Raw genomic sequence first — 21,161 nt, 5'->3', positions numbered from 1 at the left:
CCGGCTTTCCGCCGGGCTTGTCGCCCGCGCCGGTGACCGCGCCGGTCGCGCCCGCAGCCTGCGCGCCATCCGTGATCCGGACCTCGGCGCCGTCCTTGAGCCGGTCGGTGCCGTCGGTGACGATCCGGTCGCCCGGCTTCAGGCCGGAGACCACGACGGTGTTGGTCCCGTCGGTCTCACCGGTCTTGATCGGCCGGACCGTGACCTTGCTGTCCCCGTCCATCAGGTAGACGTAGGTGCCGGGCGTGCCCTGCAGCAGGCCGGAGTTCGGCACCAGCGTCGCGGCCCGCACCGTGTCGACGGTGAGCTTGGCGTTGACGAACTGGTTCGGGAACAGCTCCTCGTCGGCGTTGTCGAACTGCGCCCGCAGCTTCACCGTGCCGGTGGTCGTGTCGATCTGGTTGTCGACGGTGTCGAGGGAGCCGAGCGCGATCTGGTGGGCGTCGCCGCGGTCGTAGGCGCGCACCGCGAGCTTGGCCCCGGCCCGCACCTGGCGCATCACCCGGGCCACGTCGTCCTCCGGCAGGGTGAAGATCACCGAGATCGGGTGGAGCTGGGTCACCACCACGATCGCCGTGGAGGCGGCCGAGATGTAGTTGCCCTGATCGACCTGCCGCAGGCCGACCCGGCCGTCCACCGGCGCGGTGATGTGGGTGTAGGCGATATTGAGCTTCTGCTGGTCGACCAGCGCCTGGTCGGCCGCCACCGTGCCCTCGTTCTGCTTGACCAGGGCGGCTTGCGTGTCGACGTTCTGCTTCGAGATCGAATCCTGCCGGTTCAGGGTCTGGTAGCGCTGGAGGTCGAGCTTCGAGTTCTGCAGCAGCGCCTGGTCGCGGGCGAGCTGGCCCTGATACTGGGCGAGCAGCGCCTCGTAGGGGCGGGAATCGACCAGGGCGAGCTCGTCGCCGGCCTTGACGGTCTGGCCCTCGCGGAACTTCACCGCCATCAGGTAGCCGCTGATCTGCGACTTCACCGTCACGGTGGCGAGCGGCGTCACGGTGCCGAGGCCCTGGAGCACCACCGGCATGTCGCCGGTCGTCACCGCTGCGACGCCCACCGCCTGCGCCATGTCGCCGCCGCCGTGCCGCCCGCCGCGGCCGCCGCCCTTGTGGGCCGTGGCCGGCTCGGCGGCCTTCTCGGTGCGCGCCTCGTACCAGCGGTGGCCGATCGCCCCGGCGCCCGCCAGCAGGGCCAGGATCACGAGCCAGCGGATCGGCCGGAAGCGCCGCGTGCGGACGTCGCGCGCCGGCGCCTCGCCGGGTTGGTAGGCGCGCGCCGTATCGGTGCGGATCGGTGAACTCTCGTTCATGCCTGACTAGAGCACATGCCGGACGCCTGCGCGACCGACGGCACCCTATCCCTCGCTGTGCACGCCCCCATGGCGCATGTTCCGGCCGCCTACGCTTCGGCGGCCCGGACGGTGGCATCGGCCTACGCGGCTATACGGGCCGGACGGTGTCCGGCGGCTGCGGCATATTCCATCGCCGGGGCGTATCGGATGCCCGGCCATTGTGCCGTCACTAGGGCGTGGAGGTTTCAGCCGTGTTGCTGGGCTCCGCGGCGGACGGATCCGGTGCCGCATAGGCCTTCAGCACCGCGCGGAACGGCGCGTCCACGGGCGCCACCGGCAGGCCGAGCCGGAGGGCGAGGCCCAGGCCGGCGATCAGCAGGGCAAGGCATATGGCGTGCGTCGTCCGCATGGTCGCATCCGGTGGGCCGGACACGCTACCAGAGCGCGCGACCCATCACATGCCGAAAGGGCCACCGATCCGGAGATCGATGGCCCTCTAAGAGGACCGGAGCGGCGTCTCGCTGACGGAGCGAGGGGGCAAAGCCCCGCCGACGAGAGCGCCGCTCCGGCCGTGAGACGAACCTACGTTACGACTGATGAATGTCAACATTCGTCAGCCTCGCCGTTCGCCCGGATGGATGGGTCTGTGCGGGCGCGCACATTCCGCACGCCGCCGACCCCATGCTACATCCCGACGATGTCCAGCCTGTCTCCCGCACCCCAAGCGGCGTCCCGCCCCGCATGAATCCGGTCTTCGCCGCCCTGCCGACCACGGTGTTCGAGACCATGTCGCGGCTCGCCCGCGCCCACGACGCGGTCAATCTCGGGCAGGGCTTTCCCGACGATCCCGGCCCCGCGGACGTGCGCGAGCGCAGCGCCCGGGCGCTCATGGACGGCTGGAACCAGTATCCGCCGATGATGGGGCTGCCGGCCCTGCGCGAGGCCGTGGCCGCGCATTACGCCCGGCACCAGGACCTCGCCCTCGATCCCGAGACCGAGGTGATGGTGACCTCCGGGGCGACCGAGGCGCTCGCCGGGGCCCTGCTGGCACTGATCGAGCCCGGCGACGAGGTCGTGCTGTTCGCGCCGATGTACGACGCCTACCTGCCGCTGGTGCAGCGGGCGGGCGGCGTGCCGCGGATCGTGGCCCTGCAGCCGCCGTCCTTCCGGCTCGACGAGGCTGCGCTGGCTGCCGCGTTCGGCCCGCGCACGAAGGTCGTGGTGCTCAATAATCCGCTCAATCCGAGCGCGACCCTGTTCGACCCGGACGACCTGGCGCTGCTCGCCCGGTACTGCACGCGGTTCGACGTCACCGCGATCTGCGACGAGGTCTGGGAGCACGTTGTCTTCGACGGCGCCCGCCACCGGCCGCTGATGGCGCTGCCCGGGATGCGCGAGCGGACGGTCAAGATCGGCTCGGCGGGAAAGATCTTCTCGCTCACCGGCTGGAAGGTCGGCTTCGTGATGGCCGATGCCCGGCTGATGCCGGTCCTGGCCAAGGCGCACCAGTTCCTCACCTTCACCACGCCCCCCAACCTGCAGGAGGCGGTGGCGTACGGCCTCGGCAAGCCCGAGCCGTGGTTCGAGGCCATGCGGGCGGGCTACGCGGCCTCCCGCGACCGGCTGGCCTCCGGCCTGCGCGACCTTGGCTTCCGGGTCCTGCCGGCGCAGGCCACGTGGTTCCTCAACATCGACATCACGGGGCTCGGCTACGCCGACGACGTCGCCTTCTGCGAGGCACTGGTCACCCGTCACGGCGTCGCCGCGATCCCGGTGAGCGCGTTCTACCCGGACGGCTCCGTGCGCAGCCTCGTGCGCCTGTGCTTCGCCAAGGCCGACGCCACCCTGGACACCGCCCTCGCGCGGATGCGGGGCGTGGCCGGGGGTGCGGCATGATGGTCGCAGGCGCTTTGCTTGCGGGGATCCCCCGGGGGGGCCACCTCGTTGAGGGTGATGGCTCTCCGACGGATCCCCGCGATGGACTTCTCCCAGGCTTCCCGGACCGGCCCCTCCGCCGGTGCCAAGACCTTTCCTGGCGCCAAGACCTTTCCTGGCTCCAAGACCTTTCCCGGCAGTGCGTCGGCGCGCCTGCCGCCATTCCTGTCGGCCGATCTCGACCGCGAGGCCAGCCTCGCCCGGCTGGAGACGCTGGCGCACTTCATGGACACGGCCTTCGTGATCCCGGGGATCAACCGGCGGGTCGGGTTCGACGCGCTGATCGGCCTCGTGCCGGTGATCGGCGACGTGGCCGGCATGGTGATCTCCTCGTTCATCGTCTACGAGGCCAAGCGCCTGGGCGCGCCCCGCTGGCTGGTGGCCCGGATGGGGCTCAACGTCGCCTTCGACGGTCTGCTCGGGGTGGTGCCCCTGGCGGGCGACCTGTTCGACGCCGCCTTCAAGGCCAACCGCCGCAACGTCCGCCTGCTGCGCCACTGGATGGAGCGCACCGGCGGAATCCGCCCGAACGAAATCGAGGGCACCGCGACCCGTCTCGACACCTGAGTCTTTTCTGGGGTTCGCGATGGGCGAAGGGCGGTAGCCGCCGACTCGCGCCTGCTCCCCTTTGTGACCTGCGATATCTTCACATCGGCGCGTGCCAGCCGCGAGCCCCCTCTCCCGCACGGGAGAGGGGGCTCGTCGCGGCTCCTCCGGTATCGTCTGGATCCGGTAGCCTGCGCTGCCACAGCGAGAAACGTCCAGTTCTGCAGGGGCAGCCATGAACGAGATCGCGCGCCCCGGCGAGAGCGAGGTCGTCCCGGCGCCGTTGCCGGGCGCCCAGCCGATCGTCCTGCGACCCGATGAGGCCGTTCCCGCGCCGGCCCCGGTTTCGGGTGGGCGCGGCTGGCTGTCGCCGCTCAACCGGCGCCGGCTCGACAACTTCCGCCGCAACCGCCTCGGTTCCTGGTCGTTCCTGATCTTCGCGGCCCTGTTCGTCCTCAGCCTGTTCGCCGAGTTCATCGCCAACGACCGCCCGATCGTCCTGTCCTACAAGGGCGAGTGGCTGGTCCCGGTGCTGGTGGACTACCCGGAGGAGACGTTCGGCGGCTTCCTGGCGGTCACGGATTTCCGGTCGCCCGAGATCCGCAAGGAGATCGCCGAGCACGGCTGGGCGCTCTGGCCGCCGATCCGGTTCTCCTACGACACGATCAACGAGGACCTGCCGACGCCCTCGCCGTCGCCGCCGACCTGGATGCTTTCGGACGCGCAGTGCAGGCCGGTGGCGGAAAAACTCGGCGGGGCGACCTGCGCCGACATCCCGTGGCACTGGCTCGGCACCGACAACACCACCCGGGACGTGCTGGCGCGGGTGATCTACGGGTTCCGCATCTCGGTGCTGTTCGGGCTGATCCTGGCCGCGGTCTCCTCGGCGATCGGGGTCGTGGCCGGGGCCGTGCAGGGCTATTTCGGCGGCTGGGTCGATCTCGCGTTCCAGCGGTTCATCGAGGTCTGGGGCGGGATCCCGACCCTCTACCTGATCATCATCATCTCGGCCTTCATCGCCCCCGGCTTCTTCGTCCTGCTCGGGATCATGCTGCTGTTCTCGTGGGTGGCGCTGGTCAGCGTCGTGCGCGCCGAGTTCCTGCGGGCGCGGAACTTCGAATACGTCCGGGCCGCGCGGGCGCTCGGCCTGTCGAACCTGCGCATCATGACGGTCCACCTGCTGCCCAACGCCATGGTGGCGACGCTGACCTTCCTGCCGTTCATCCTGAACGGCTCGATCACCACGCTGACCTCCCTGGACTTTCTAGGCTTCGGCCTGCCGCCGGGCTCGCCCTCCCTCGGGGAACTGCTGGCACAGGGCAAGGACAACCTGACGGCACCGTGGCTCGGGCTCACCGGATTCCTGGTCATCGCCGTGATGCTGAGCCTCCTGGTCTTTGCCGGCGAAGCAGTGCGCGACGCGTTCGACCCCCGCAAGTCCTTCGCCTGAGCCCGGATCCGGCCCTCAACGGTGCCGGAACCCACAGGCGATCGGCGATCCTGCAAAAATATTTTGCGGCGCGGCGGCAAGACCGGTCAACGGTCGGGAAAGTCGCGCCAAGACCCCCCGCGGGAACTGCTGATCTTGGCCGTAACGGTCTCTCCCACCAACGAAAACCTCGTTCCGAGCCAGTGCCAGCATTCGTCGCGCGGGCCAGGATATAGCGCCGCGCAAGTGCCTGGATAATGGCGCCAATGCAACTTCAACCTGTAACCTTGGCCGGCCGATGTAGACCTGAACTTTCAATCGATCACACGGAATTGTATGGATCACCTTGCTTTTTCCTGCGGCTGTCTTAACTCGCAGTAAGTCACCATCTCCGCACCCATCCAGCTTAAGGAAAGCAAGAATGTCCGAAGAAGCGTCCGCATCCCAGGCGCACTATATCGAACGGACCGTGGACGTCGTTGCGGCCTATGTCGCCAACAATTCCCTGCCCCCGACCGAATTGCCGTCGCTGATCGCGAGCATCCATGAGGCGCTGAATTCCATCGGCTCCGGGCCTTCCGCCGCGGCGGAAGACACTGTCGAGCGGCCGACCCCGGCGCAGGTCCGCAAGTCGATCCGCCCGGATGGCCTCGTCAGCTTCATCGACGGCAAGTCGTACAAGACGCTGAAGCGCCACCTGACCAAGCACGGCCTCGATCCGCAGGGCTACCGCGAGCGGTACGGCCTGCCGGCGGATTATCCGACCACCTCGGCGAATTACTCGGCGCAGCGCTCGGCGCTGGCCAAGAGCCTGGGTCTCGGCCAGCCCGGCCGCACCCAGCAATCCGAGAAGGAGCCGGACGTCGAGGCTGGCTCGGCGCCCGCGCCGGCCCGCGGCGGCCGCCGCAAGGCCGAGAAGGCCGAGTCCGCCCCCGCCAAGGGCCGCGGCACCAGCCGCAAGTCCGTCGAGGCCGCCTGACCGCCGGGTCCCGATCTCCCTCCGCGCCGTTCCGCGCAGAGGGAGGATTTCGCGCAGCCGGTCCGCAGCAATCGGACCGGATCGCCGCGCCTTGGGCCGGCCGGATACTGGCTCTCGACCGGAGACGGTCGGGAGCCATGTCGTGGATACCGGCCTGCGCGCCGGCTTCTGCGGCCGGGCGAGAGCGCCCGCCGCCGAAGTGGATACCGGTTCGGCGCAAGCGAGCGCGTCGAATCAAGGACTTAGAGCCGTTCTCGATTACAAGTCGATCGGGAACGGCTCTATTGATCACCGTGGATCGACAACCGCTGATTTAAACCTACGATAAGATTCGCTGTTTACGGTCGTGTCCTGCAGCGCCCGTGAGGGTCGGGCTGAAGGGCCGGGAGCGGAATCGGTGTCGGCAGCGACCACGTCGGAATGCGTCCTGGCCGAGCAGGAGACCCTGCGCCTTCACGCCTTGGGCACGTTCCAGATCGCCGGGACCGCCCCCGAGGAGCGGTTCGACGCCATCGCCCAGCTGGCGGCGCGGCTGTTCCGCGCGCCGATCGCCTACGTCTCGCTGATCGATCAGCACCATCAATGGATCAAGGCGCAAGTGGGCCTCGATCAAGTCGGTCTCGATCCAGCGCCGACAGCCCGCGGCGCCTCGTTCTGCACCCACACGATCCGGTCCGACGATCTTCTGGTCATCCCAGATACGCGGCGCGATCCGCGCTTCTCCGACAATCCCCTCGCTTTGGGACCGCCCTTCGTCCGCTTCTACGCCGGCGCCCCGCTGATCACCGCGGACGGCTTCCGGCTGGGGGCGCTGTGCGTGGCCGACACGGTGCCGCGCCGGCGCTTCCCGGCCCGGGACCGCCGGGCGCTCGCCGACCTCGCCGCCCTGGTGGTCCAGCAGATGACCCTGCGGCGCAGCGAGCTGGCGCGGGTGTCCATGATGGGCTTTGCAAACGCCACCGAGCTGGCGCTGCTGGCGATCAGCCGGGAGGGCCGGATCCGGTTCGCCAACCAGGCCGCCGCAGCGCTGTTCGGCTACACCCACGACGAGATGCTGGGGGAGCCCTTCGATCTGATCGTGCCCGAGCGCATGCGTGCGGCCCACACGGCCGGATTGAAGCGGATCTTCGCAGGCGACGCGGCCAAGGTCGCCGGCCGCACCATCGAGGTGATGGTCCGGCGCAAGGACGGCGCGGAATGCCCGGCCGAGATCGCCCTGTCCGTCTGGCACGACGATGGCGGGCCGAATCTCGGCGCCATCATCCGGGACATCTCGGAGCGGCGCAGGCGGGAGGCCGGCCTGCTCCGCCTCGCCCACCAGGATGCCCTGACCGGCCTGACCAACCGCCGCCGGTTCGAGACCCTGCTGAACGACCTCTACCGGCGCGGCCAGCCGCTCGCGGTGCTGCTGGTCGATCTCGACGGGTTCAAGGCGATCAACGACAGCCTCGGGCACGCGGTCGGCGATGCGCTCCTGCAGGCGCTCGCGGTCCGGATCCCGGCGGTGCTGCCGCGCCGGGCCGTGATGGCGCGCCTGGGCGGCGACGAGTTCGTGGTGCTGCTGCCCGGCACCGGCGACCCCCTGGCGGCGCGCGCCTGCGCCACCGCGATCCTGGCCGCGCTGGCGGACCCGGTGGTGGTCGGGACGCACGTGCTGCGGGCCGGCGCGAGCATCGGCTTCGCCCTCGCCCCCGAGCACGGCCGCGACGGAGAGGAGCTGCTCGCCAGCGCCGATTTCGCGCTGTACCGGGCCAAGCAGGAGGGCGGCGGCGCCGCCCGGATGTTCGCCTCCGAGATGCGCCATGCCGCGGCGGCCTTGCGCAACACCCAGGACGCGCTGCTGCGCGCCCTGCACGGCGACGAGCTGGTGCTGCACTACCAGCCGCAGATCTGCCTCACGAGCGGCCGGCTCGTCGGCGCCGAGGCCCTGCTCCGCTGGCAGCACCCGGAGCGCGGCCTGCTCCTGCCCGGCACGTTCCTCCCGGCCATCAAGATGAGCCCGCTGGCGCTCCCGGTCGGCGCCTGGGTGCTGGACGCCGCCTGCCGGCAGATCGCGGCCTGGCGGGACCAGGGACTGCCGCCGTTCCGGGTCGGGGCGAACCTGTTCTCCGCCCAGTTCAAGACGGGAAACCTCGTCCGCGAGGTCTCCGACGCGCTGGCCCGCCACCGGGTCCCGCCGGAGGCGCTGGAGCTGGAGATCACCGAGCGGGTCGTGCTGCAGAACGACGACCGCACCCTCGGGACGATCCGGGACCTGCGCGCAATGGGCGTTCGGATCGCGTTCGACGATTTCGGCACCGGCTACGCCTCGCTGAGCAGCCTCAAGCGCTTCCCGCTGACGACCCTGAAGATCGATCGCACCTTCGTGAGCGACCTGCTCACCGAGGCCAACGACGCCGCGATCACCCGCGCGATCATCCGGATGGGCAACGACCTCGGCCTCGACACGGTCGCCGAGGGCATCGAGACCGAGGGCCAGGAGGTCGTCCTGCGGGCGCTGGGCTGCAAGGTCGGCCAGGGCTTCCACTACGGGCGGGCGATGCCGGCCGCCGCCCTGACGCGCCTCCTGGCGGAGCGCCCGGAGACCGGCGCGTGGCTGACACCGGTCCCGGCCCTGCGCGCGGCTGGGTAGGCGCCCGCCTCGTCCGTTCGGGACGGGGCAGGGAGCGGACGCGCCCCGCCGAAAGGCGAACCCGGGCGCCGCGCCCGCTTCCCGCGTTCGCGCCCTCCTGTTCGCGAACGCGGGCGGCCATCCATCGAGAAGGATGTATGGCAGGATTGTCCGCCGGTTTACGCATTCGGCACAACAACTCATTAACGGGGACAATATAGCCCTATTATAGAGCGTAGTCTGAGCGTGACCTGGTGGGTTCGAAGTCAATCTTCCTGTTCGTCGCTCGGGCGGCCCGGCATCTGCGCCGGCTGCGGTGGCGGCACACCTGCGATCTGCGCGCCTGGACGGCCATCGGTCTCGCGCTGGTGATTACGGCCGCGGCCGCCCTGTTCATCGCCCACCTGGAGACGCGCGCGGTCGACGACAACGAGCGCAGCCTCGGCGGCCTCGCCACGGTCCTGGCCGACCAGGCGGACCGGGCGCTGCAGGCGATCGAACTCGTCCAGGACGCCGTGCTGGCCGAGTTCCGCCAGGCGGGGATCGCCGACGGCGAGCATTATGCCGAGGCGGCGTCCCGTCCGTCCATGCACACGGCGCTGAAGACCTGGATCGCGGCACTGCCGCAGGCGAACGCCATCACCCTGGTGGACCGGACCGGACGGCTGCTCAACTTCAGCCGCTACTGGCCGATCCCGGCCGTCAACATCGCCGACCGGGATTACTTCAAGGCGCTGTCCGCCGACCCGACCCTGCAGCGCTACGTCGGCCGCCCGGTCCCGAACCGGGGGGACGGCGCCTGGACGATCTACATCGCCCGGAAGGTCGCGGCCCCGGACGGCACGTTCCTGGGCCTGATCCTGGGCGCGGTCGAGCTGAGCTATTTCGAGGGCCTGTACGATCAGATCGCGCCGGCGGACGACGCCGTGGTGTCCCTGTTCCGCAACGACGGCATGCTGCTGGTCCGGCATCCGCACCGCGAAGGGACGATCGGCCGGATCTTCCCCCGCGCGGGCGCATCCCTGATCACCGCCCGGACCGCGCAGGGCGGCGTCCTGCGCACCGTCAGCCCGATCGACGGCCAGGATCGGCTCATCGCCGCCCACGCCCTGAAGAACTACCCGCTGGTCCTCAGCATCAGCCGCACCGCGGAGGCCTGCCTGGCGGCCGCGCACCAGCAGGCGACCATCGTGGGGGTGGCGGCGTTCCTGCTCGATCTCGGCCTCCTCGCGCTGGTTCTGCTCGGCCGCCGGCAGGCCCGCGCGCAGGATCAGCTCGCCCAGGCCGAGGCGGCCCGGGCCGCGGCCGAGGCGCGCGAGCGGGGCGAGCGGGCGCTGCGGCTCCAGGACGCCCGGTTCGGCATCGCCCTCGACAACATGGTCCAGGGCCTGTGCCTGTTCGACCGGGACGGCGCCCTCATCGTCATGAACGCCCGCTACGCGCGGATGTACGCGGTCCCGGAGGAGATGCGCCGGCCCGGGACCGCCCTCCCGGCCCTCCTCGGCCACCTCAGCGACCCGCGCAACGGACTCGGATCCGCGGCCGCGGGGGCGCTGGTGGCGGCCTGCGAGCGCACCGCCGCGCAGGGCCAGCCGGTCTCGCTGACCTGCGACTTCGCCGACGGCCGGGCGGTCGACGTGGTCCACGCCCCGATCCCCGGCGGCGGCTGGCTCTGCACCCACGAGGACGTCACCGAGCGCCGCCGGAGCGAGGCCCGGGTCGCCCACATGGCCCGGCACGACGCGCTCACGGGCCTTCCCAACCGCCTGGTCCTGAAGGAGCGCATGGACGCGGCCCTGGCAAGCTGCGATGCCCGCGCGCCGGCGACCGTGCTGTGCCTCGACCTCGACGGCTTCAAGGTCGTGAACGACACCTACGGGCATCCGGTCGGCGACGCGCTGCTCTGCGCGGTGGCGGCCCGGTTCGCCGCCACGGTGGCGGTCGGCGACCTCGTGGCCCGGCTCGGTGGCGACGAGTTCGCCATCGTGCTCGGCACGGCTCCCCTGCCTGCCGACGCCGCGCGCCTGGCACGGCGCCTCGTGGCGGCGCTCGAGACGCCGGTCACGGTGAACGGCCACACCCTGGTGATCGGCACCAGCATCGGCATCGCCATCGCCGACGACCCGTCCGGCACCGCCGCCACGCTGCTGCGGCAGGCCGACATCGCCCTGTACCAGGCCAAGGCCGCCGGCCGGGGCACGTGGCGCTTCTTCGACCCGGCCATGGATGTCGAGATCCAGCGCCGCCGGCAGCTCGCGGGCGATTTGCGCGGGGCGCTGGCCGGGGGCCAGTTCGTGCTGCACTACCAGCCGATCGTCGGGGCGCACGGCCAGGCCCTGCACGGCTTCGAGGCCCTGCCGCGCTGGCACCATCCCGAGCACGGCGAGGTCGGACCGGCGGAGTTCATCCCGCTGGCCGAGGAGGTCGGGCTGCTCGGGCCGCTGGGCGCCTGGATCCTCGCCACGGCCTGCCGGGCCGCCGCGTCCTGGCCGGACCCGGTCAAGGTCGCGGTCAACCTGTCGCCCCTGCAATGCGCCGGCCTCGGCCTCGAGGCGGATGTCCGGGCGGCGCTCGCCGACAGCGGGCTCAGGCCGGACCGCCTGGAACTCGAGATCACCGAAGCGGTGCTGCTGCAGGACAACGCCGCGAACCTGTCGCTCCTGCGGGCGTTCCGCGCCGCGGGCGTGCGGATCGCCATGGACGAGTTCGGGACCGGCTATTCGAGCCTCGGCACCCTGCACCGGTTCCCGTTCGACAAGCTCAAGATCGACCCGGGCTTCGTGCGCAGCCTCGCGCGCGACGGCGGCAGCGTCGAGATCCTGCGGGCCATGATCTGGCTCGGGCGCGCCCTGAAGATCGACGTCCTGGCCGAGGGCGTCGAGACCCCCGAGCAGGCGCGGATCCTGCGGGAGGAAGGCTGCCAGGAGCTGCAGGGCAATTTGTTCGGCCGGCCCGCCCCGGCGGCCGACCTCGCCGCGATCCTGGCCCGGACCGCCGACAGCCTGCGCCGGCCCGAGGCCGGGCCGAACCGCGGCGGCGTGGCGGCCTGAGGACGACGCGCCGCGACGAATCAGGGGCTCCGCCCCCGAACCCCACCAAAGGGCTGAGCCCTTTGGGAACCCGGGACTTCAGGCCGCCTTGGTCGCCTCCAGCCGTCCGTCCAGGGGGAACACCTTGGCGGGGTTGAGCATCCAGTCGGGGTCGAACACCGCCTTCACCCGCATCTGCTGCTCCAGATCGACCTGCGCGTACTGGAACCGCATCAGGTCGCGCTTCTCGATCCCGACGCCGTGCTCCCCGGTGAGGCAGCCGCCGACCTCGACGCAGAGCTTCAGGATCGCGTCGCCCGCGGCCTCGGCCTTCTGCAATTCGCCCGGCGTGTTGATGTCGAACAGGATCAGCGGGTGCAGGTTGCCGTCGCCCGCGTGGAACACGTTGGCCACCCGCAGGCCGTGGCCGGCGCAGATCGCCCCGATCCGCTCCAGCACCGGGCCGAGCTGTCCGGTCGGGATGGTGCCGTCCATGCAGATGTAGTCGGAGATGCGCCCCGTCGCCCCGAAGGCCGACTTGCGGCCCTTCCAGATCGCGGCGGATTCGGCCTCCGAGCGGGACACCCGCACGCTGGTCGGCCTGAAGTCCTTGGCGATCGCCTCGATGCGCCCGAGCATCGCGTCGCACTCGGCATCCGATCCCTCGACCTCGATGATCAGCATCGCCTCGGCGTCGCGCGGGTAGCCGGCCTGGGCGAAGTCCTCGGTGATCAGGATCGCCTCGCGGTCCATGTACTCGATCGCCACCGGGATGATGCCGGCCGCGATGATCGCGGCGACGCAATCGCCCGCATCCTCGACCTTCGAGAAGCCGACCAGCACCGGCCGCGCGCCCTCGGCGGCGCGCAGGATCCGCACGGTCGCCTCGGTGACGATGCCGAGCTGCCCCTCCGACCCGCAGACGAGGCCCAGAAGATCGTAACCGGGGCTGTCGAGGTGCTGGCCGCCGACCTCCACCACGGTGCCGTCGTTGAGCACCAGGGTGACGCCCAGCAGGTTGTTGGTGGTCACCCCGTATTTCAGGCAGTGCGCCCCCCCGGAATTCATCGCGATGTTGCCCGCGATCGTGCAGGCGAGCTGGCTCGACGGGTCGGGGGCGTAGAAGAAGCCCTCGTGGGCGACCGCGCCCGAGATCGCCAGGTTGGTCAGCCCGCTCTGCACCCGGGCGGTGCGGTTCTCGAAATCGAGGTCGAGCACCTGGGTCATCTTGCCGACGCCCAGGATGATCGCGTCGCCTTGCGCGATCGCCCCGCCGGCGAGCGATGTGCCGGCGCCCCGCGGCACCACCCGCACGCCCTCGGCGTGGCAATAGGCCATCACGGCCGCCACCTCCCGGGTGGTCGAGGGCAGCACCACGGCCAGCGGCATCTGCCGGTAGGCAGTGAGCCCGTCGGTCTCGAAGGCCCGGCGCTCGTCCTCGCTCACCACCAGCGCCTCCGGGGCGACCAGGGGCGCGAGGCCCGCCAGGATCTCCCCCCGCCGGGCGAGGATGTTCGGGTCGGGATCGGGGAAGCGGATGGTCATGGGGCTTGGGCCCTTTTGGCTGGCGTATGCGGAGCATGGACTCGCCGGAGCGGGCCTTCAACCGCCGGGCGGACGGAGAGGGGCGGCATGTCGTCCCGGCGTCACATTTCAACCATGACGGCTCCCTAGCGTCGAAAACCTCGCTTCGCTTCGCCTTCGCGGCGCCGGACCCTGCTCGACGGGTCCAGAACGGAACCGATGACCGCTCCCGCTTCCAGCGCCCTGCGCGACGACCCCTACGACGCGCCCTCGCCGCATCTCGCGGGCACCCGCGATATCGGGATCCGCAGCCTGCAACTGGGCATCGCCGCCCTGCAGGAGACCAGCGCGGCGTTCCAGGGCAGCCTCGGCGTCGCGTTCGAGGAGGCGGTGCAGACCATCCTGCAGAGCAAGGGCCGGGTCATCGTCAGCGGCATCGGCAAGAGCGGGCATATCGGCCGCAAGATCGCCGCGACGCTGGCCTCCACGGGCACCCACGCGTTCTTCGTCCACCCCACCGAGGCGAGCCACGGCGATCTCGGCATGATCGCCCGCGACGACGTGATCGTCGCCCTGTCCTGGTCCGGGGAGACCGCGGAACTCTCCGACCTCGTCGGCTTCAGCCGCCGTTTCTCGATCCCGCTGGTGGCCATCACCCGCAACGGCGCCAGCACGCTGGGCAAGGCCGCCGACGTGCTGCTGGAGTTGCCGCGGGTGCGCGAGGCCTGCCCGCACGACCTCGCCCCGACCTCCTCCAGCCTGATCCAGCTGGCGCTCGGCGACGCCCTGGCGGTGGCGCTGCTGGAGCGGCGCGGCTTCACCTCGGCCCGCTTCCACACCCTCCATCCCGGCGGGACGCTCGCGGCCCGGCTCAAGACCGTGCAGCAGGTGATGCACGGCCCGCAGGACATGCCGCTGGTCCACGAGACCGCGCTGATGTCCGAGGTGCTGATCGAGATCGCAGCGCGCCGCTACGGCTGCGTCGGCGTCACGGACGGCGCCGGGCGCCTGGTCGGCATCATCACGGACGGCGACCTACGCCGCCACATGGGCCCCGAGATCCTCGATACCCCGGTCTCGGCGATCATGACCCGCGAGCCGATCACCGTGGAGCCGCACAAGCTCGCCCAGGCCGCCCTCGAACTGATGAACCGCCGGCTGATCACCGCGGTCTTCGCGGTCACCGACGGCCGGCCCGTTGGCATCGTGCACGTCCACGACCTGCTGCGCGCCGGCATCGCCTGAGTTTTTCGACGTCCCGCCGGGCGAGGCCCGGAGTTCATCCGGACCCGATAGGCCGGACGCATCGCCGCGTGCCATGATCCGGGCATGGCGCTCCAAATCATCAACCGTCCTCTGCCCGGCTGGGGCATGACCTATGGGCCGTCCGGCGACGGTCCATTTCCAGCCGTGATGGTCCTGCACGGCTCCGAAGGGGCCTGGTCGGGCTACAGCTACCTCACGGCGGCCATCCTCGCCGCCCACGGCTTCCTGGCCTTCCCGTTCGGCTACTCGCGTGGCGGCAACGTCTGGAATGCCGGCGACATCGTCGATGTTCCGCTCGACCGGACGGTCGAGGCCCTTGGCGTCCTGCGCGCCCTGCCGATGGCCGGGCGGGTCGGCCTCTACGGTGTCTCCCGGGGGGCGGAACACGCCCTGCTGGTGGCGTCGTTGATGGCACGGGATGATGTCGCCGGCTTGCCCGATGCCGTCGCGGCCCATGCCGCGCCGGACGTCGTCTGCGGTGCTTTCGTGGGCGCCGCGTGGCGTGATTCCGGTGATCCGGGATTTCAGCCTTGGGATCCCGCCCAGCGGGCCTGGACATGGCGCGGCACGTCGGACGACCTGCTTCCGACTACCCCGATCGAGATCGAGCGGTATCGCGGTCCCCTGTACTTGAGTCACGGCCTGCGGGACGCGACGTGGGCGGCCGCGATGACGGAGCGTCTTCGGGACCGGCTGCACCGCCACGGTCTGGACCCCGAGGTCCATCTGCTCGCGGATCAGGATCACATGCCCGACGGCGAGGACGAGAACGAGCACCACCGCCGGTTGATCGCGTTCCTGCGGCGGACCTTGACCGACCTTTGATCAACCGCGCGCCTACAGCCGCGCCAGCAGTTCCGCCTTCTTGTCCAAAAACTCCCGCTCGCTGAGCACGCCCCGGGCGTGCAGCTCCGCCAGCCGCTCGATCGTGGCCAGCACATCGCCCGACGAGGCCGGCTCCGGCGCGGGCGCGGTCGGTCGAAGCGGGGGCGGCGGTTCGGCCGGATCGACCTGCCGGGGGGCGGCCGTCTCCGCCTCGATGCGGCGCAGGCGGTCGAGGGCGACGACGCCCCGCGGGCCCGTGAAGTCGAGGCTGCCGTTCGCCTGCGAGACCCCGGAGATGTGGTGCTCGCCGGTATCGTAGAGCGCGACGCCGCTGCCCGATTCGATCGCGAGCCGCCGCGTGTCGGGAAAGTAGGCGTAGCGTAGGCCGTCCTGCGCGCCGGTGCTCGCCGGAGCCCCGAGGCCGGCGGGCCACCACTCGCCGCCGCCGCGCTGCGACGCAGGCCCGACCTCCGTGAAGCCGCCCGCCGGCAGCGCCGCGGCGAGTTCGGTGCAGAGCGCGTCGACCCGGGCCTTGAGGCCGTCGTCGAACATCCGGCCGACCATCACCATGCCGCCGGAAAACCACTGGCCCATGCCGCCGAGGTCGGGATGGTTGAACTGCGCCATCGTGCCGTGCCCGCGCTCCAGCGCCTGGACCAGGTGGCGCACCGCATCGAGGCTCACCCCGTGGCGGTCGGCCACGCTCTGAAGGCCCGAGGCATGGTCGAACCCGCCCGCGTCGAGGAAGGGGGCGGGCGCGGCGGTGCCGCCGGGCGGGACCGAGGGTTTCTGGTCCATGGGCAGGCTCCGATCGTAGGGGGGCGGGAGCAGGATGGGCGAGGGCCGGCGCCATCGCGCTGCCGACACAATCCCTGGTCGTATACTCCGGTTCCGGACCGCCTCAGGTGCCGGAGGGCGGGAACGCGCCGGCGATGACGAAGTCGGTGATCGGCCGGCGGCCGTTCGGGGCCTCGCGCGGACGCTGCTCCTCGGTGAGGTCGGCCTCCGCGACCTTGCGGCCCACCGCGAAGGCGGCCTCGATCCGGTGGTTCTCGGGCAGGCGCAGCACCTCGGGCGCGCGGACATGGTCGAACCCGACCATGCCGTGGGCGTGCCAGCCCTGATGGATCGCCTGGAGCTGGAAGGCCAGCGATGCGGTGCCGGCGTCGAAGGAGTGGCTGTAGGACGGCTTCAGTTCGTCCCCGACCTTCATGAGCCCGTTCGAGACCAGGAACAGGATCGCGCCGGTGCCCGAGACCCATTTCTGGTTGCCGGGCACGAGCAGGCCGAAGAACGTCTCCCAGTTCGCGTCCCCACGCAGCGCGTAGAGGAAGCGCCACGGCTGCGAATTGTACGCCGACGGCGACCAACGCGCCGCCTCGATCATCCGCATCAGCTCGGCTTCGGGCAGCGCCTCGCCCGTGAAGGCACGGGGCGAGTGCCGCGCCACGAAGATCGGATCGATGTCGTGGTCGGGCTGGCGGGGCGGGGGCAGGCTCACGGGGATCGTCTCCGGACGGGCGCGAGCGCCCAGACTGCTGAGCTTGCCCGAAACACCTGCCCGGAGGCAAATCCCCCGCCGCTCACGCCACGCTGCGCTCGATCTCCTCCTCGTCGCAGATCACGCCGGCATTGCCCTCGAACTCGGCCGCGAGGTCCACGGGGGCGTGGGTCGGGGCCGCGGCGGCGCGGTCGCGCGCGAAGGTCGACAGGAACAGCCGCATGACGTGGCGCACCCCCGCGTCGTTGATGGTGCGCTGGTCCTCGTTGTAGTAGCGCCCGGCATTCACGTTGCTGGTGACGATGTCGTAGGCCGGGAAGTACACCGCCCGCGGATCGCCCCGGCCGACCACCTCGCCGGCCGCCACCCGCAGGACCGACTTGGAGTAGCTGTTCGACTCCATCACGTGCCGGTCCATGTAGGTCGCGATCATCGGCACCGGCGAGACCGTGAAGATCACCCGGGCCTTGGGGTTCACGCTCCAGAGCCGGTCCAGGAAGCCGTTGAGGTCGCCCAGCACCTCCCCCGCGCCGGCGTTGACGCATTCGTAGAGCTCCGGGTCGAAGGTGCCGCCCGCGACCCCCGGGGCGAGCGGCAGCGCCGCGCCGTCGCCCCGCCAGCGCCAGCCCTCGGTGAGGCCCAGCGTGAGCACGAAGACGTCCAAGGTCTCGAACAGGCGGCGCACCTCGGCCAGATGCGCGTCCCGGGCGGCGACCACCTCGGCCTCGCTGGCGAAACCCGCCGGCTCGACGGTGGGGCGGAACGGGTCGACGTAGCGGCCGTCGTCGCGCAGCCACGCCTTCAGCTCCGGCTCGAACTGGCCATAGGCCCGGTCGAACAGCTGCACGAACTGGCGCGTGTAATAGAGGTTGCCGTACCGGGCCGAGAAGGTGCCGAACTGGCGGGCATTGGCCTCGTCGGCGCTCATGCCGGGGGGCGGCGGCTCGGTCAGGTAGTAGTTGAAGCCGGCGCCGCGCACCGCCTCGGCCACCCGCTGCGCGAAACAGGAGCCGCCGGTGGCGACCTTGTCGGTCGGCCCGATCGCGAACGTGTCCTTCGGGTGCGGATTGACCGCGAAGGGCGGCACGTTGGTCACGACCTTGCGCCAGAATCGATCGGCCGGTAGACCCGTATACGGATTCAACGCCATCTTCGAACCCTCTTCTTCACGACGGCAACTGCCCTCGGGGCTGCTGATCCGTCCGCTGACCCCGGCACGCGACGTGGCCCTGAACGATCTGCCCCGGCGCGCCCGCAGCGCGTTGTCCCTGTCGACCCCCAGTTGGGCGCCTACCTGGGCGACACCATGGCGGAACCGCGCGCGCGCCGCCACGACCCGCGACGGGCCGGCCATCGCGGTGCTGGGCAATTGCCAGGCCCGGGGCATCGCCCAGGCGATGCGCCTGCTCGCCCCGAAGAGCCCCGTGCGCTACCTGCCCATGGGCTCTCTCAAGCGCGACCACGGCCATATCGACGGCCTGGTCCGGACGCTCCGCTCCCACGATCACGTCTTCTCGCAGACCTTCCCGGCCGGGCTGATCCCGGGCGGCGACGTCGCCAGTCTGCGGGCGGCCGACCCGCGGCTCAAGCTGTTCCCGGCGATCGTGTTCTCGGCCTTCCACCCGGACATGGTCTATGCCGGCCAGGCCTCGGATCTCGCCGCCCTGAAGCTCGCGCCCTCGCCGACGGGGCAGTACCACTCGGCGATCGTGCTCTGCGCCCACCGGCTCGGCCTCGATGCCGGCCGCACCGCCGGCCTGTTCCGCGAGGACGTGTTCGTCCGCCTGGGCTACCTCGACCATTGGGATCCGGCCGTGCGCGAGCTGGTCGGGGCCGCCGCGGCCCTGGGCTTCGGCCTGGACCGGGAGGTGACCCGCTGGGCGCGGCGCGGCGCCTTCATGCACCTGATGAACCACCCCAAGGCCTTCGTCATCGGCGACATCGCCCGGCGGCTGCTTCAGGAGAGCGGGTTCACGCCGGAGCCCGTGGAGATCGAGGATTACCTCGGCGACGAGCTGGTCCAGGACGTGGTCTGGCCGCTCTACCCGCCGATCGCCGAGCATTTCGGCCTCACCGGCTCGTACCTGTTCAAGACGAAGCCCCGGGGCGACGACTTCCCCAGGCTCTACGACCTGCCGGGCTTCATCGCGGCGAGCTTTTCCCTCTACGACGCCCTGCCGGCCGGCGATCTCGCGTGCCAGCGGGTGGAGACCTGGCTCGCCAGCCCCGAGATCGTCGCGCTGTTCCGGGCCGGGTAACCGGGACGCGTTCAGCCCGCCGCGCAGAGCGGGGCGTCGCTCAAGCCGTCGCCCATCATCCGGACCAGACGGTTGACCGCCTCCACCTGGAACGGCTTGCGCAGGAACAGGCTGCCCGGCACGCCCCGGCCGCCGCTCGAATCGGTCGAGGTGTAGACCACCGGCCGGTCGGCATGGAGCGCCCGGAACGCGTGGGCCACGGTCCAGCCGTCGATCAGGCCGGGCAGGTGGATGTCGGTGAACAGCCAGTCGATCTCGTGGCCCCGCGCCCGCAGGAGCGTCAGCGCTGCCTCCCCGGTGGAGGCCTCGATCACCCGGATGCCCTGCGTCTCGCACAGGCTCGCGATGATCTCGAGGAGCAGGTAGCTGTCCTCAACGATGAGGACGCACTGGGCGGGGCGCATTGAGGGGTCCGGGAATCGCGCGGCGTCTCTAGATCTGGAAGCGCTCGCGTGTGCCGAACCGGAATCCGCGTCGACGGCGAGCGCTTCGGGCGAATCAAGGCCCGACAGGGTTGAGAATGTCTTAAAACGCGCCCGGATGCGGTATCCGGCCCTGTTGCATCCGGGCAACCCGCGGGGCGGAAACGCCTCCGCTTGCCCGGTGGCCCCGCCCGATCGCCCTGGCGGTGCCGCAATCCGGGCGCGTCAGCATGGCCCTGCGTGCGGCAGCGCACGCCGCCGACCGAAGCGGGCCCGCAGGACGTTGCGCGGGGCGCGCCGGAACCGTCGCTTAACCATCCGCGCCTATCACCGGCGCTCAGGACGACGCGGACCCGCCTCGAAGACCCGCAGCCGGCCTTCGGCACCGCTCGAGGAGTTGAACGATCATGCCCCAGCGTTTCCGCGCACTCGCCCTCGGCCTCGCTCTCTGCGCCGGCCTCGGGCTCGGCGCCTGCAGCAACGACAAGGACCTCGCCGACGCCTCCGCGTTCGGGGCGGGGGCCGCGACCCCGGGCAGCGCGCAGGACTTCGTCGTCAATATCGGCGACCGGGTCTTCTTCGAATCGGATTCCACCGACCTGACCCCCACCGCCACCGCCACCCTCGACAAGCAGGCCGCCTGGCTGCAGCGCTACCCGCGCTACACCTTCATCATCGAGGGCCATGCCGACGAGCGCGGCACCCGCGAGTACAACTTCTCCCTGGGCGCCCGCCGGGCCCAGTCGGTCAACGACTACATGGCCACCCGGGGCATCGGCGCGAACCGGATGCGCACGGTCTCCTACGGCAAGGAGCGGCCGGTGGCGGTGTGCAACGACATCTCGTGCTGGTCGCAGAACCGCCGCGCGGTGATCGTGCTGGACCGCGGCGCCGGGGCGTAATTCTTCGCGGATCCGACACGCGATCCACGTCCGCCTGCCGGTTCCTTCGAAGAACCGGCAGGCGGTCCCGCGAAGAATTGGCCGCGCCGCAGTTTTGCCGCGGAACGGCGCATCTGATAGGGCCTCGCGCTTCCATCGGACCGCAGCCCATCATGCCCGCCCGCCTTCGCACCCGCCTCGCGCTCACCACGATCCTCGGGGGCCTGCTCCTCGGCCCTCCGGCCGCCGCGCAGGACGCCTCGGAACTGGTGGTGCGCCTGGGGCGCATCGAGAACCAGTCCCGGATCATGTCCGGGCAGATCGAGACCCTCCAGTACGAGAACCGGCAGCTGAAAGAGCAGCTGCGCAAGTTCCAGGAGGATGTCGAGTTCCGCCTGAACGAGGGCAAGGGCGGCAAGGCCGCCCCCTCCTCCCCGTCATCGGGATCGGCCCCGGCGGGCACGGTCAACGGCGGCAATCCGGGGTCCGGCCGTCCGGGCAAGCGCGGCGACGCCTTCGACCCGTCCCAGGCCCCCGGCGCGCCCGGCGCGCCGGGGGCCGGGGGCGGGTCGAAGGCGTCGCCGCGCGTGCCCGGCCGGCCGGCCCCCGGGTTGCCGCCGTTGGCCGGGCCCGCCGGGGCCGATCCCGGTGGCGGGGGGGGGGG

General features: G+C 71.1%; 17 protein-coding genes and 1 pseudogene. 11 read left to right on the top strand and 7 right to left on the bottom strand.

Going from position 1 to position 21,161, the window contains the following annotated elements; all coding sequences use genetic code 11:
- Window positions 1-79 precede the first annotated feature (79 nt).
- Both FV233_RS31120 and FV233_RS11335 read right to left on the bottom strand, forming a co-directional pair.
- Window positions 80-1,309 (bottom strand): annotated as a pseudogene (locus FV233_RS31120) (MdtA/MuxA family multidrug efflux RND transporter periplasmic adaptor subunit); the annotation flags it as partial.
- Window positions 1,310-1,520: 211 nt separating this feature from the next.
- A complete protein-coding gene (locus tag FV233_RS11335) occupies window positions 1,521-1,700 on the bottom strand; it encodes a hypothetical protein (RefSeq protein ID WP_147897546.1) in 180 nt (59 codons plus the stop codon).
- Between the two features lie 332 nt (window positions 1,701-2,032).
- Between FV233_RS11335 and FV233_RS11330 the strand changes: the two genes are divergently transcribed.
- The 6 genes from FV233_RS11330 (at window position 2,033) to FV233_RS11305 (ending at window position 11,841) form a co-directional block, all read left to right on the top strand.
- On the top strand, window positions 2,033-3,187 hold the full coding sequence (locus FV233_RS11330; protein WP_147897545.1) for an aminotransferase: 1,155 nt from the start codon (window positions 2,033-2,035) through the stop codon (window positions 3,185-3,187).
- Window positions 3,188-3,268: 81 nt separating this feature from the next.
- The gene (locus FV233_RS11325) at window positions 3,269-3,793 is read left to right on the top strand and encodes a DUF4112 domain-containing protein (RefSeq protein ID WP_147856272.1); all 525 of its coding nucleotides are present in this window, start codon (window positions 3,269-3,271) and stop codon (window positions 3,791-3,793) included.
- A gap of 214 nt (window positions 3,794-4,007) precedes the next feature.
- Window positions 4,008-5,222, top strand: coding sequence for an ABC transporter permease (locus FV233_RS11320; protein WP_147897544.1), 1,215 nt, complete (start codon window positions 4,008-4,010; stop codon window positions 5,220-5,222).
- Between the two features lie 400 nt (window positions 5,223-5,622).
- Window positions 5,623-6,180 carry a MucR family transcriptional regulator gene (locus FV233_RS11315; RefSeq protein ID WP_147897543.1) on the top strand — a complete coding sequence of 186 codons (558 nt, stop codon included), beginning with the start codon at window positions 5,623-5,625 and terminating at the stop codon, window positions 6,178-6,180.
- A gap of 397 nt (window positions 6,181-6,577) precedes the next feature.
- On the top strand, window positions 6,578-8,812 hold the full coding sequence (locus FV233_RS11310; protein WP_147897542.1) for an EAL domain-containing protein: 2,235 nt from the start codon (window positions 6,578-6,580) through the stop codon (window positions 8,810-8,812).
- 233 nt (window positions 8,813-9,045) lie between these two features.
- A complete protein-coding gene (locus FV233_RS11305; RefSeq protein ID WP_147897541.1) occupies window positions 9,046-11,841 on the top strand; it encodes an EAL domain-containing protein in 2,796 nt (931 codons plus the stop codon).
- A gap of 78 nt (window positions 11,842-11,919) precedes the next feature.
- Here the strand turns inward: FV233_RS11305 and FV233_RS11300 are convergent, their stop codons facing one another.
- Entirely contained in the window at window positions 11,920-13,365 is a 1,446-nt protein-coding gene (locus tag FV233_RS11300) for an FAD-linked oxidase C-terminal domain-containing protein (RefSeq protein WP_147856698.1), read from the bottom strand.
- A 198-nt stretch (window positions 13,366-13,563) separates the two neighbouring features.
- Between FV233_RS11300 and FV233_RS11295 the strand changes: the two genes are divergently transcribed.
- Together FV233_RS11295 and FV233_RS11290 are read left to right on the top strand one after the other, a co-directional pair.
- Window positions 13,564-14,589, top strand: coding sequence for a KpsF/GutQ family sugar-phosphate isomerase (locus FV233_RS11295; RefSeq protein ID WP_147856699.1), 1,026 nt, complete (start codon window positions 13,564-13,566; stop codon window positions 14,587-14,589).
- An 84-nt stretch (window positions 14,590-14,673) separates the two neighbouring features.
- The gene (locus FV233_RS11290; RefSeq protein WP_147897540.1) at window positions 14,674-15,435 is read left to right on the top strand and encodes an acyl-CoA thioester hydrolase/BAAT C-terminal domain-containing protein; all 762 of its coding nucleotides are present in this window, start codon (window positions 14,674-14,676) and stop codon (window positions 15,433-15,435) included.
- Window positions 15,436-15,447: 12 nt separating this feature from the next.
- On the opposite strand, the gene FV233_RS11285 is transcribed toward FV233_RS11290, so the two are convergent.
- The 3 genes from FV233_RS11285 to FV233_RS11275 form a co-directional block, all read right to left on the bottom strand.
- Entirely contained in the window at window positions 15,448-16,233 is a 786-nt protein-coding gene (locus tag FV233_RS11285; RefSeq protein ID WP_147897539.1) for an SHOCT domain-containing protein, read from the bottom strand.
- Window positions 16,234-16,336: 103 nt separating this feature from the next.
- A complete protein-coding gene (locus FV233_RS11280; protein ID WP_147856181.1) occupies window positions 16,337-16,936 on the bottom strand; it encodes a nitroreductase family protein in 600 nt (199 codons plus the stop codon).
- A gap of 82 nt (window positions 16,937-17,018) precedes the next feature.
- Window positions 17,019-18,086, bottom strand: a complete 1,068-nt coding sequence (locus FV233_RS11275) for a GSCFA domain-containing protein (RefSeq protein ID WP_147897538.1) — start codon at window positions 18,084-18,086, stop codon at window positions 17,019-17,021.
- Between the two features lie 73 nt (window positions 18,087-18,159).
- Here FV233_RS11275 and FV233_RS11270 point away from each other — a divergent pair, with 73 nt between their 5' ends.
- Complete coding sequence (locus FV233_RS11270; protein WP_238260823.1) at window positions 18,160-19,194, top strand: WcbI family polysaccharide biosynthesis putative acetyltransferase; 1,035 nt, start codon at window positions 18,160-18,162, stop codon at window positions 19,192-19,194.
- 11 nt (window positions 19,195-19,205) lie between these two features.
- On the opposite strand, the gene FV233_RS11265 is transcribed toward FV233_RS11270, so the two are convergent.
- Window positions 19,206-19,598, bottom strand: coding sequence for a response regulator (locus tag FV233_RS11265; RefSeq protein ID WP_147856179.1), 393 nt, complete (start codon window positions 19,596-19,598; stop codon window positions 19,206-19,208).
- A gap of 425 nt (window positions 19,599-20,023) precedes the next feature.
- Between FV233_RS11265 and pal the strand changes: the two genes are divergently transcribed.
- Both pal and FV233_RS11255 read left to right on the top strand, forming a co-directional pair.
- Complete coding sequence (pal, locus tag FV233_RS11260) at window positions 20,024-20,518, top strand: peptidoglycan-associated lipoprotein Pal (RefSeq protein ID WP_147856178.1); 495 nt, start codon at window positions 20,024-20,026, stop codon at window positions 20,516-20,518.
- Window positions 20,519-20,670: 152 nt separating this feature from the next.
- A partial coding sequence (locus FV233_RS11255; protein WP_281407997.1) for a YbgF trimerization domain-containing protein occupies window positions 20,671-21,161 on the top strand: 491 nt, incomplete at its 3' end.

The sequence above is a fragment of the Methylobacterium sp. WL7 genome, from assembly GCF_008040085.1.
Taxonomy (GTDB): domain Bacteria; phylum Pseudomonadota; class Alphaproteobacteria; order Rhizobiales; family Beijerinckiaceae; genus Methylobacterium; species Methylobacterium mesophilicum.
The sequence above is the reverse complement of the archived record's forward strand: the minus strand, read 5'-3'. Positions and strand labels throughout refer to the sequence as shown.